At 34.4% G+C, this 13,826-nt stretch carries 9 protein-coding genes; all 9 read right to left on the bottom strand.

Annotated elements, in window-relative coordinates:
• Nucleotides 1-20 precede the first annotated feature (20 nt).
• The 9 genes from BN2390_RS17640 to BN2390_RS17680 all read right to left on the bottom strand — a co-directional run bounded on the left by BN2390_RS17640 (nt 21) and on the right by BN2390_RS17680 (nt 13,813).
• Entirely contained in the window at nt 21-857 is an 837-nt protein-coding gene (locus BN2390_RS17640) for a MerR family transcriptional regulator (RefSeq protein ID WP_242847691.1), read from the bottom strand.
• A gap of 60 nt (nt 858-917) precedes the next feature.
• Complete coding sequence (locus BN2390_RS17645; protein ID WP_053985625.1) at nt 918-1,412, bottom strand: CarD family transcriptional regulator; 495 nt, start codon at nt 1,410-1,412, stop codon at nt 918-920.
• A 241-nt stretch (nt 1,413-1,653) separates the two neighbouring features.
• Complete coding sequence (locus BN2390_RS17650) at nt 1,654-2,271, bottom strand: PH domain-containing protein (RefSeq protein ID WP_053985626.1); 618 nt, start codon at nt 2,269-2,271, stop codon at nt 1,654-1,656.
• Nucleotides 2,272-2,451: 180 nt separating this feature from the next.
• A complete protein-coding gene (locus BN2390_RS17655; protein WP_053985627.1) occupies nt 2,452-3,063 on the bottom strand; it encodes a GH25 family lysozyme in 612 nt (203 codons plus the stop codon).
• Nucleotides 3,064-3,212: 149 nt separating this feature from the next.
• Nucleotides 3,213-4,394 (bottom strand): YibE/F family protein, encoded by a 1,182-nt coding sequence (locus tag BN2390_RS17660; protein ID WP_053985628.1) that lies wholly within the window; start codon nt 4,392-4,394, stop codon nt 3,213-3,215.
• 96 nt (nt 4,395-4,490) lie between these two features.
• Entirely contained in the window at nt 4,491-10,475 is a 5,985-nt protein-coding gene (locus tag BN2390_RS17665; RefSeq protein WP_053985629.1) for a CehA/McbA family metallohydrolase, read from the bottom strand.
• Nucleotides 10,476-10,816: 341 nt separating this feature from the next.
• A complete protein-coding gene (locus BN2390_RS17670; protein ID WP_053985630.1) occupies nt 10,817-11,497 on the bottom strand; it encodes a D-lyxose/D-mannose family sugar isomerase in 681 nt (226 codons plus the stop codon).
• A 41-nt stretch (nt 11,498-11,538) separates the two neighbouring features.
• Nucleotides 11,539-12,546: a LacI family DNA-binding transcriptional regulator gene (locus BN2390_RS17675; protein WP_053985631.1), complete on the bottom strand. Its 1,008-nt coding sequence runs from the start codon at nt 12,544-12,546 to the stop codon at nt 11,539-11,541.
• Nucleotides 12,547-12,580: 34 nt separating this feature from the next.
• Nucleotides 12,581-13,813: a 6-phosphofructokinase gene (locus tag BN2390_RS17680; RefSeq protein ID WP_053985632.1), complete on the bottom strand. Its 1,233-nt coding sequence runs from the start codon at nt 13,811-13,813 to the stop codon at nt 12,581-12,583.
• Nucleotides 13,814-13,826: the final 13 nt, after the last annotated feature.

Raw genomic sequence — 13,826 nt, forward strand, 5'->3', positions numbered from 1 at the left:
AGGCTATCCTATTATGTTTGCTATTTTCTCATAATAGGAATTTGTAATTCCGTTAACCACTCTGTCTCATCTTCTTTATTCCAAATACCATCTATATAACTTTCTCTCGGACTATCTAATACAGCATAGCCGTTATCCTCTATCCATTTAAAAGCATAGGCGTATGCTTGATTAAGGCCAGCATAAGGCCCTCTGTGCATAACAGAAACAGCATTCACAGCTTCCATTTTCTTAAAGACAATATCTTCAAAGTCCTCTTTCAGTTCAGTAATCGCTTCGCAGAATTCTACTTTAAAATTCGTTTCTTTGTATTCACCATCAAGATATACAATAAAGCAATAGGCTGGCATAGCACATTTTAAATCTGTATATTTTGTTGTAACCTTCTCACCTATAGCTGGAATAAGTTGAAAATAGTCCTTATAACTTGGTACTGTCATCTTCTTTGAATAAACAATACACTGTGGTAATTCTTTGATAATTGCTTGATAATGCATAAATGTTTCCTCCTCTTGACCGGACAAAATAAATTCAATTCGGGAGAGCTGCTGGGTAGCATTTTCAATTTCTGCTATTAATTCCATTTTGCGTTTTTCTAATACTATTTGTTTATTCGCATTTGACAAAATCATTTTAATTTCATCTGGTACTAATCCAATTTGTCTTAAAGCTTGAATATGATGTAACTTAAACAATTGATTTGTAGTATAAAAACGATAGTTAGTAAATGGATCAATATATTCTGGCTTAAGTAAATCAATTTCATCATAGTAACGTAATGTCTTGATTGTAGCTTTACTCATCTTTGAAAACTCACCAATACGATACATCGCCTCACTCCTTCCTTGTGAATTCACTTTACTATCTCCAGTGACGGGAGAGTCAATGCCTATTTATAAAATCATTCATTGTTCTGACTAAATTCTAGCAAGAATCACATCTTCCACTTCATCTCTTGCTATATCTAGTACAATTGCAAGTTCTTTGTGAAGTTCTTCCTTTGCTATATTGAAATACTTCTCATCACTTGCTGTTGCCTTCTTACCTTTAGCTTGCCTTTCTTCTCTAATAAGATATACCGTTTTAATTATTTTTGCCCATTCTCTACAGTCACAGCTTTTAAGTGCTTCCTTGTAGATCTCTTCTTTTCTTCTAAAATCAAAAATTTCTAGAGGTTCAATCACTTTAAGTTCATCAATTAATGCCCATGCTTCTTCCTTTGTCAAAATAGGACGCATCATCACTTTGTTGTTGTCAACGGGTGTGAATACTTTACTGCCTGGCGCATAGACAGGTACTAGATAATAGTACTCTTTATCTTGCGGTGTTCCTTGAATATCAAATTTTCCAATCTCTTCAACTCTACATACATTATTATAACCGTAAATAATATAGTCACCTACTTGAAACATATTTTTCCTCCCTTATATAGGCTAAGCCTTATATTTTCTCATTCTGTTACATTAAGTTTATCAAATGAGGATTTTTTTCGTAAGGAAATTTTAGCTTCAAACAATAAGATTGGTGACTTTTACGCATAGTATAAAAAAATATTTTGTGCATTTTTACAATAACAAAACCTTTATTTTAGGTACCTATTCTATGGAGGTATCTATAATAAAGGTTATCTGTTATATCTCATATACCTATTACTTAGTTATTAATATAAAGTTTAAAGACATCTGCATAGTCTTCTCTAACATACTCTTTTCTAGATGCCATCAACCACTCAAAAGCTTTCTCATTAACTTGACCAAACGCATCTGCTAGATTAACTTCTTGCATATGTTTTGTTCCTGTTAGTACTTTTGCTGCAACTTCTAAACTTTGATGTGCATGATTTAATGCAGTTTGATTTTTTTTCATAATCATAGATATTTTATGAAGGGCTTTATATAAATCTTTAAGGGCTTCAATTTGCTTCTTATCTACATCTATAGAAAAAGCTATTTCACCAATAGTAAACTTAATCTCTGCATCTAAATCAACTGTTCCTGCTGTTTCTATTTTGACATTAGAGATCATATGATGGCAGTACTCATATCTATGTAATTGTCTCTTAGAACTTACTGCTGATGTCCCATCCAAATGTATAAAAGCTAAATTTGTAAAGCAGTATTCATCTGTCTTTGATTTGATTAAAAAGAAAATTTGTTCTCCATCTTCATGAAAAATATAATCATCTGAACTTACCTTATCAAAATCCTTTGGGTCAATAATTGATCCTATATCACTTAATCCAAATGCATCTGCGGCTAAACGTTTAAGCATATGTATGCCTCCTTATAGTAGCTTTAATTTTATACACTATAACATATAAATTTTAATAATACTATTAATTTTATTTTACACAACGTTTACAAAATAAAATATTATATTATATCTCCCATTTACACAAAAAGAAAAGGAAATACACGCCTATCTCCTTTTCTTTGATCTTTTTATATTAGGTTAAGCTAGAATAATATCTTCTGTGAATTTATTTAAATCGCACGCTCCACTCACGCCTTGGACCTTACCTTTTTCAGAGTACTGAAAGCCTATCCAGTTTGGCCAAATTCCATTATCCCCTGGCTCGTTAACACCATAATGAGCAATCCATAAGCGATAGTCTTTTATATCTTGAATGAGATTTTCCTTAGCATAACCTGTGTAGGTATACACTACTGTTCCATGCCCTGTCAATTGTTTTATACGATTTAAAAAGAGAATGGCTAATTTAGTAATTGTAGCCTTTGAAAGTTTTGCATCATTTGTCTCTATATCTAGAGCCAGACGACAATGATACGTTTTACCTTTTATCGTCTTTACAAAATGTTCTGCTTGTAAAAGTGTATCTTGCTCATTAAGTGGGGTAAAGAAATGATAAAAACCAATTTTTAGATTTTGTGCACTAGCTCCCTTGTAGTTCTCCTCAAACATGGGATCTACACCCTTTGTACCTTGAGAAGCTTTGATATAAACAACACTTATGCCACTCGCCTTAACTTTGGCATAATCCACTTTTCCATCCCAATGACTCACATCTATACCTTTTAAATTTGCAGTACCACGACTTTGCATATCTATCACCTCTTGTTTTGTTCTAATATAGGATATGCTATTTATTGCAAAATCGAGCTTATAATGTGTACAAAATTTCATATACAAAAAGTCTTATAGAGGATGCCTTTGCACCTTCTATAAGACCTTTCTCTAATACTTAATATGTACTATGACTTTTTTGCTTTCTTAGCTAAGCTTGCAGCGATCCAAGCCGTAATTGGAATGGTCAGGATCAATCCAATACTTCCTGCTATTCCTTGAAGAATCTCCATACCTAGTAAATCAATATTAATCAAACGATAGTACGTAAATTGATACATGTAGAAAAGCATCAATGTACTTAATGAACTTCCTGCATAAGCTAGAATAAGTGTATTTGTCATCGTCCCCATTACATCTCGCCCTACGTTCATTCCACTTTTATACAAAGCATATACATTCATTTTAGGACTTACTGTGTGAACCTCAAATACAGAAGAAGCAATAGACATTCCTACATCCATAATTGCTCCTAAAGATGCGATGATGATTCCAGCAAATAGGATTTCCTTTACCTGTAATCTTCCTTCCCCAGCAAGTCGCATCATCTCTTCTGCATGCTCCATATTAATTCCTGATAAGTCCATCAACTTTCCAAAAAGCATACCTACAAGAGTTGCTACTACTAGTCCAGATACTATGCCTAATATAGCCGCCCATGACTTCTTATTTGATCCACTTACCAAAATAATATTAAATACAGTTGTGAGCCCTGCTATAATTAATGCAATTAATATAGGACTATACCCTTTAAGCACCATAGGAATCATAAAATAACAGATTAAAATCATAACAAACATTAATGACAGTAAAGCAAAGAAACCTTTTCTACGCCCTATTACAAGTAATACGAGTATAAAACTTGCCAGCAAAACATAGATCATGGTGTCTCTAGAATAGGAGAAAATTTGTACATTCAATAGTTCTCCTTCTCTAGAGGCAACTTGAACAACCATACTTCTACCTTCTCTTGCATAATAGTTATACTTACGATTCACTGTATTTTCAAGCTCTATTATTTCCCCAGAAAACTCACCTGTTAAAATTTCAAGTTGTAAGTTTTGTCTTCCTATATATATTCCCTCTACATAAGGATCTTCATCTATATCGTAATCATCTGCTTCTAGTATTCTACACTTTTCATAAGCATACTGTGTATCAAACTGCACACCTGTATCTGTATCTCTTCTAGCAGCTGGCATAAGCATAACACCTATAGCAATAACTACCATCAAAATCAATACGACAAGGCGTCCTTCTCCAAAGCTTTCGGCTAATCTCTTTTTAATCCAACCCAATCCTTTGTTCATTTTTATTTTTCACCTTTTCTAGAATAGAAAAATTATAAATAGACTGCTGTAAAACTCAACTCAGCAGTCCATTTATATTACTTATTTAATTTCTTGCTATTTTAATAGATCATCTAAGCGTACAAGTACAGTCATAAGTTCTGCACGTGTTACATCTTTTCCTGGCACCATAATTCCATCACCTACACCATTTAATACACCTGTTTCTACACAGTAAATAAGTGCTTCTTCATATGGTGATTGTGCCATATCACTAAACTTCATATCCATTTCTGTTCTTTCTAACTTACCATCTGTTATTTCATAAATAACTTGCGCAAGTAATTCTCTTGAAACAGCTTGATCGCCAAGCCCTGCAACTGCTTCAAGTGTGGCTTCACTAAGTTTTGAACCAATAGATGCCATACTATAAAATGCCCAGTGTTCTTGATTTGTCATATACTTTTCAACTGTACTTCTTGAAAGTTTCATATCTGTTACACCATGAAGAAGTAAGAGACGATCTAAGAAAGTGAACGTATCTGATACTTTTAATACTTCACTTGGTCCAAAACTACCATCTGGATTACCAACTACTAAACCAAGTTTTGCAGCTTCTTTAATACTTTCATTTGCCCAGTGTGCTGATGTTACATCCGTAAATGTTGCATCTTCTATAGCATTTAATGTAATACTAGTATTTAATGTATCAATATCAATATCTAATGCTTTAAGAATTTCTGGTTTTGCTACCATTTCTTTAAGCTGCTCTTTAGTAAATTTACCACCTGTAAGTTGATCAAGTTGTTCAATTGTTAATCCACCTAAACTTGTGTAAGGTGCTTCTTCTTCAAATTTATGAAGGATTTCTTCTTTTTGTGTAGTTGTTAACTTCTCAATAGCTTGAGCTGCTGGTACTTCTACAGGCTTTGTTGTATTAGATGAACTACTGCTATCTGATGAGCCTCCATCTGATGATTCACTAGCTGCTCTTGTTACTTTTACTGTATAGGTTTGAACTGTTGTACCATCTTCTGCTGTAACTACAATTTCAAACGTATTGTTACCTACTACAAGAGCTTTTGTTCCTGTACCTACTACAGTTGCTTTTGCATCCGCAGCTACTGCATCAATAACGATTTCCTTTGTACTATTACCTACTGATACTGTGTAATTAAATACATCTTGTGTAAATGTTGGTTTAAGTGTACCTTTATTCACTTTAAGTGCACTTAGTAATGCATTATTTGATACTTCTACAAGCTTAATCTCACCTCTGTCACGTACACGAATACGTGGTAAGAATTCTGTCTCTGAAGAGTAGTTTTCCCCTACAGATGCAAGACCTACTGCTGAAATAGTCTTACCTACTTCTACAAAGTCTAAGTTTACATTCTTTGTGATATAACCATTGATGAAGATACGTGCTGCACCACTACCATCATTAATCATGATCTGGTTCACAACACCTTGATCTACAATGACTTCTTCCACTACACCTGTTACTTCAACAAGTCTACCTGTATGTTTACTTGCCATAGCTTCACCTGTTGAAAGCTTAGTTGGTTGTACTGGATTCATTGTTTCATCAATCATTTCTACTTTGCTTACTGCAAGTTGAACTTCATCTTGATAACCACTTACGACACCTGTTACACGGATTTTTTGTCCTGCTTCTACACCTTCTGAAACAGGGAATAAATTGATACCACCTGTAGCATCTTCTACGTAGATACAATCAAAGAACCCTTTATTGCTATCTGACCCATCATTTACACTTGAAGTTGCAATCCCTTCAATTGTAAATCTTGTACCTGGTTGTGCCGCTTTTACTTCTTTAATTGGTGTAATCTCTTGTGGATTAACCATCTTAATAATGTTTTCTAAAATGTTGTAGTTACTATAATTCTTAGAATCATTATTATCAATTTCTGCTTGAATTTCGAAGTTAGACATAAATGCAGCACCTGCTACAATAACTTCTGAAGTCATGCCATTTTCATGAGTAAGTGTTTCTGATGCCATCAATAACACACGATTATTGTAACGTGGTATTGTTGTGCCACCTAAACCATCATTATCTTGATCTTTTGAATAAGTTGTTTCGTGTCCACTAATAATTGGAAGAACATTTGCTGGTAATGTACTTACTGGTTCTCCCTGTGCATCTACTGCATGAATAGTTGCACCACCATAGTGACTAAATACTTGACCATCTACAATACCCTTTGTAAGTGGGTTGATAAAATCATTATGATCCGTTAAATAAAGTCTTGGTGATTGACCACCGTTGTTTACATCATCTAATGAACCATCATCTGAGATACGTAGTGACGCACCCATTGCTTCAAGTAATTGATTTTGTTGAGCTGCCATATGCTCATCTTTTGGCATATTTGCTAAGTTACTATAGTTTTCATAGTAATCTGACCACCCCGCTATAATGACTGTTTTGCCTTCAGCAGCAAACTTAGCAATAGCTTTTATTTCTTCTTGTGAATATACATCATAAGGGTCACGACCTGCTGTACCATTTCTACGACTTGGTGCTGTGAATACCATCATTTCGTATTTTGGATTTTCTAATGCTGCAAGTAATGCTTCTGTTGTATAAAGCTCTACTGTACGTACATCGTATTCTTCAGCTAACTTACCAAAGTTACCCATAGAATCTTTGTAATTACCATTTACATATTCATTTTGGTGTGAAGCATCAATACCTACATAAATTAACTTATCTGCATCTTTTACATCTAATTTAATTTCTGCTTTAAAGGTTGTTGGTTCACCTACTACTTCAATAACTGCTGTTACAACAACGGTTTGTTCACCTATTACGGTTGGTGTAAGATTTTGTTTATGTTGGAAGCTTGTATTGCTACCCATTACTTCATTGAAAGTATGGCTTCCAATACGTTCACCATCTTTGTAGTCATATGCAATAGATTTTAAAACAACTGATTCTACTTCATTATTGAAAAGTTCTGTTGTTAAAGTAAGTGCTTCACCTGTTACAGGCATAGAAACACTTGATTCTACTTTTGAAATCCCTACAACAATATCTTGACCAAGCCAGATCGGTGCTGTTACAGCAATATGTCCATCTGCTTGCACTACTTTGATATAGTAATAACCTGCTCTAGGATCATCTAAAGTATAGTTAAAATCTACATTTTGATGATTATAAGTTTGCTTATGCACAACTTTACCACCATTTGTAATAATCTCAACACTCTTAATAGAGTCTGATGTATCTGGATCTTGAATATTTACTTTAAATTCAGCTACTTCTGGTACTTCACCTACGATTGTTCCTAATACTTCATCATTTAAAGTATAAACAATATCTAAGTTGTTATCTTCACTTGCATAAACACGTCTTTCTCTTAATGCACTATATACACCATCTACAGAAAGGTCATCTGTATAAATAACTGTACGTGCTGTATTGGATGTTCCCCATCCCTTTTTGTGATTATCTTGGTTATTTGTAGGGGCTAAATGCCATCCTTTATCAAGTGCTGCTGTATACTCACCATATGATGGGAAGTAAGAGTTACTACCTACTGCACCTTCACCATTTCCTACCTCAATAAGTGAGATACGTTCATCAATAATTGGATCATAGTAAGCATATCCACTAAACGTACCAAATGTTTTACCTGGATGGTTAAACTGTGAAATAGATTCTGGTGTCTGTTTTAATAAATCATAATATGCACGCATACCCGCATCATTTGTTTTGTTGTTAAGCTCTTTATTGTTACGGCTTACAAAACCTTGTGTTCCAAAGGTATTGATATGGCCTGGTCCACCTGACCATGTCATTTCATAACCATAAATACTGATGTATTCATCTGTACGAGCAGCTTCTGCTTCTCTTTGACCATTTTGCCATTTTTCGTTACTTGCATTGTAAGAACCTAAGTTATAAGTACCTGCCTTATCACCTGTAGGTGCTTTGTCAAAACTATTTGAGTGGTCTGTAATTGCAAAGAAATCAAGGTTTGCATTATCTCTTGCCCATTCAAAACCTTCTTTTAAAGTTCCTTGACCATCTGAGTTCTCTGCTGTATGAGAGTGAAGTTGGCCAAAGTAGTTTTGCATTTCGCCTTGTGTACCTTTTAGGCGATAATTAAGCTCAATTTTTTCGCTATCTAGGTAATTATCTGCTGTTGCCCATGCTTCAATCTTCACTGGAAAGAGCTCTGGTGTTAAAGCAATTTTATCTGTATAAAGTGTTTCTTCACTTACATTCTGGTTCTCAAGATCTACATTAGTCGTCAAGATATATGTAATCGTTGCGTCATGTGTTGTTGTTGTTAAACCAATTTGTGAATTTCCATCAATTGCACCTACTGGTACAGATGGTGTAACTTTTTCTACTTTTGCTTGTGAGTAGATAAAGTCTACTTCTGGAGTTGTATAGTTACCATTTGTTGCTTTAGCACGAATAGTTGCTTTACCTTCACTATCAAATTTTTCAATTTTTACTTTTTCTGTATTTGTAGCACTTACTAATTCTTCTCCACCATTTACAGTGTAAAGAATAGTTGCACCTTCTGTTTTAGTTGAAAGTGTTACCTCTGCATTTAATGGAATTTGACTTCCTGTCTCTGGTGTTGCTGTTACAACTGCTACTTCTGGTTCTTTACCAGCAGTAATATCTACAAACTTACTTACTAATAATTGAGGTTTACCATTATTATTAGCTGCAATACCTGTGGCATTAATAGCCATACCTTCTTCAAATTCAGTTGGTAAACCATCTGCCTCTGTACAGCGCATTGTAAGGGAATCATTTGTAACACTGTCTTTAATTGTATGATTTACTTTAGAATCTTTACTCTCTAAAGTTACATCTTCAACCTTAACTAGTCTACCTTCATACGCTTTAGTTGCTAATTGAGCAAGAGTAATTACCTCAGCTTCTCTTGGTGTAGTTGTATCACCTAATACTTCAATAGCCTCTAAATTAGCTGGTTTAATCTGTAATACTCCATAATTCTCTGAGGTCTTCCCAGTCATCCTAACTTGTGCACCTATAGGATATTTATCCAATGTAATGCCACTTACATAAACAGCAATACCCGCCGTATCATCTTGTACATATACTGTACAATTCGTTTCATTACCTGAACTTGATTTAATCGCACGTGTAACCGTACCTTCAATCACTACATCTTTGCCTATACCGCCTTTACGTACATCTGCAATAGATATAATCTCTGAAGGTGTTTCTACCTTTTTGAAGTATTCAAAAGTAGATGTTTTACTTTGTTCTAATCCCTCTTTTGTTGCATACGCACTTACTACAGCCTTTGCAGGTTCACCTTTAAAGTCATTTTCTGTAAGGGTAAGGGTATTGGTTGATCTTTGTCCATTTCCATTTACATCTAAGTAAATGGCACAACCTGTTGTTTGGGTTGAAAAGTCAATTTCTGTACCTACTTCAACTGTGCTACCACTTGGGATACTTGCTGTAACTGGGCTAACTTGTGTTTCTGGTGTACCACCTGATTCACCTTGTGTTCCTGTTACTTGTACATAGTAAAGTCGTGAAGTTCCACCTATACCTGTTGCACTACCATTAATAGCTATTTTTGCTGTATGAGCTAATCTGATATAAACTACATCTGCCTCATTTACACCTGATACATTGCTTAGATCTGCACTTATATTTTTTTGCTTTGTTTCAACCTCATACTTCATTACTTGTTCAAAATTGCTGCCATCTGTACTAACTTCTAATTCAAAGTCTTTAGGTCCAGTTTTTGAACCATAGCAATCAAAAGAAATAGCTAAATTACTGTAGCCCTCTTTAGGAATTGTAATTAGCCAATATTCTTCTCCTGTATTCCAACCATCTACTGAAATATAGTCAGGTTTTTCTGTAATCTTTTCACTACCTTTAGAGTAGACAAGTTCAGCCTCTCCCTTTTTGTCCCCTCCTGTTGCTTTTGCTTGATACGTTCCATTCCATACCCATTCTGCAATGGTTATGGGAGCTGCTTTCAATGATGTAACTGGTAGCACTGTGATCATCATCACAATCGCCATCATAAAACTTAGAAAGCGCTTATTCAATTTAATCTCCGACATTCTTTCCCCTCCTACTAATTTATAAAATACTAAAACAATTTTATATAATCATAAAACTATTTAATACAGTTTAATATTACATAAAATCTATGTTAAATTCAACCGATAAAATAGTTCCATTTATGTAAATATACACACATAACGTCCAAATAATTCCTATTTTATATACAAGTTTTAAATTATTTTTTGAACATTTTATACAAAAATACTACACTATAAAAAAACTCTTATGAAATAGCCATTCTATCATACTATTTCATAAGAGCCCTCATCTTTATTAATTCATTTTTGTCACTCAGCCTTTATCTATACAAAAACCCTAAGCCTACATTCGCCTTATACTAAGCTCTCGGATATTCATTACATAAATAGCGATAGGGTGCTTCATCTTCTTCTATTTCTGGAAATCTTCCTACCGAATGATCATAGAAATAATTATCTGTTTGATCATCATTACACATAGATACTTCCCCTAATAATACAGGTCCTGTTCCCTTTTCTACCTCAAAATCATGGTACATACCTTGGGTAATCGTAATACTTTCTCCTGGAGTTAATCTAATCTGTGTACCTGGTTCTACCTCATAGCTTCTACCATCACATGTCACTTTAACTGGAGTATCTGCAAAAGATCCATCCTTCATAGAATTATAAATACGGATAAGTATATTTCCTCCGCCTTTATTTATAATGTCCTCCATTTTGTAAGCATGATAGTGCATTTGTGCTGTTTGACCTTCTTGCATGAACAATAACTTTTCTGCATAAGGTTTTACATACTTTGTATTTTTTACATTTCCATTACGTAGGGTAATAAGTGAAAATCCAATCTTTTCAAATTGTCCGAGTCCAAAATCAGTAATGTCCCACCCTAGCATATTATCCCTTACTTCATCATATTCGCTCCCCTTGCTTTTCCAGTCATCAGGTGTAAAGTTACAAAAAGGTGGTAGTGCTACCTGGTAAGCTTGAATCATTTTTTCCATTTCTTGTAGCGCATGATTAATTTCTGATCTTTTCATTATAGTTCCCCCTATAATTTTATTACCAACTTTATAATTATTTAACTTAAAACACTTTCACGAATAATCTTTTCACCACCTACATACGTTTTGATGCTACTTATAGTTGGATCTTCCATAACTTCTAGCAAAACTTTTAAAGCAAGCTTACCCATAAGTTTTTTAGGTATACTCATTGTAGATAAAGACGGTGAGTGGATTGCTGAAAACTGAATATCATCAACCCCTATGATAGAAACATCTTCTGGCACACGTATACCATATTCTTGAAGGGCTTTCATAACGCCTATTGCAATGATATCATTGTCTGCAAAAGCACATGGTGCTATTTTTATACCCTGTTGCAAATAAGTTTTCATGCTTTCATAGGCCCCTAGTAAAGTAGGTGTAATCAAAAATTCATTTTCTTTTTTACAACTTATATTAAAGTGCTCTGCAGCTTCTTTGAATGCTTGACTACGCTCTTCAAAGTTATGGATGGCGTTATTGCTTTTAAAATAGGCAACTTCCCTAAACCCTAGGTCCGCAAAATGTTCTATCGCCTCATAAACTAAAGCCCTGTTATCCATAACTACACTATGACACTTAAAGTTAGTCATACTATTATCTAATATCACATAAGGAATAGGAATCTGATTAAGATATTCATAGTCCCCTGAGTCTAGTTCTGTTCCTAACACAATTACGCCGCTGAAATTGTCATATTCTATTTCTCTTAGTGTTTCATCTAGCTGATTAATAGAATGTAAAATATTTAAATGATAGCCTTCTTTTCTACAGTTTACCTCAATAGATTCCATAATACTTGAAATAAACCCTGTATTTTCTTCTACAACCATTCCATCTTGCATGTATTTTAAAAACAAAATATTATTATTAACAGGTACACTTTTAGGCGTACCACGTTGTGGTATTGGATAATTGTGTTCAGCAATTAATTCTAAAACTCTTTTTCTTGTCTCTTCTGCTACCCCTTTTTTGTTGTTTAATACAAGTGAAACTGTAGCAGGCGAAACTTGCGCAAGCTCTGCTAATTCTCTAATTGTCATTCCCTTACTTCCTTCCTCATTCTTATGTATCCTACTACTTATTATGATATAAAATGAGATGTTTTGGAATGCCCTTTTCATATTTTGTATAGACTTCACCTTGGATAAGGGGCGTTAAATAGCTTAACATTTCCTTTGTTACATCATTTCCTTCATCATTTATCCAGTTTAAAGGCACTGTTCTTTCAATATTAGCTACCTTACTCACAGGTACAGCTACATATTCTATTTGATAAGGTGTATCTTTTATTCTTCTAATCGCTACCATATGTCCACTTAATCCCTCTACTACACAATTTAACGCCTTCATCCCTATCATTTTTGACTCTTCTAGGTCTACTTTACTTGCAATATGTGCAGCAGATCTTTGCATTAAATTCAGCTCTATGGCACGCACCTTACACCCTAATGTTTCTCTTAGCATTTGGGCAAGAACTTGCCCTACCCCTGCTATGTATTTGTGCCCAAACTCATCTTGCACTTTGCTTTGTACCTTCTCGGAAATATAAGTACCTTCCTTGTCTTTGACCCCTTCACTTACTACTACCAAAATAGCTTTTCTTTCTACAAGTTTTGTCTGTACATCTTTTACAAATTGTTCTACATCAAATGCTCTTTCACATATATAAATCAAACTGGGCCCTATACCTTCGCCAAGTCTAGATAATGCCGATGCTGCAGTTAACCATCCTGCATTGCGTCCCATGACTTCTACAATAGTTACAGCAGGCGTATCATATACGGAAATATCTCGTTCTAGTTCTTGGCAGGTGACTGCTACATATTTAGCTGCCGATCCAAAGCCTGGACAATGGTCAGTACCTACTAAATCATTATCAATTGTTTTAGGAGCACCTACAACACAAATACTTGTGTCACCAATAGCATTTAGATATTCAGAAAGTTTACATACAGTATCCATTGAATCATTTCCACCGATATATATAAAATAACCTATATCATAAGCCTTTAATATGCCAACTATTGTTTCGTATAACTTTGCATCTTTTCGCCAATCATCTAACTTAAATCTACAAGATCCTAGTGCTGCTGCCGGAGTCTGTGCTAAGCAATCTAAAGTACTTGTATCTTGCATAATATCATTGAGTATAATGAATTCTTCATTCACCACTCCTTGTATGCCATGAATAGCACCATAAATCGTTTTAATATGTGAACTGGTTAAAGCTGCTTGTAAAATACCTACTAAAGTCGCATTAATAGCTACAGTAGGTCCTCCAGATTGGGCAATAAGTAAATTCTTCATATTCCCTCCTATA

It is taken from the genome of Niameybacter massiliensis, from assembly GCF_001282685.1.
GTDB classification, from domain to species: Bacteria; Bacillota; Clostridia; order Lachnospirales; family Cellulosilyticaceae; genus Holtiella; species Holtiella tumoricola.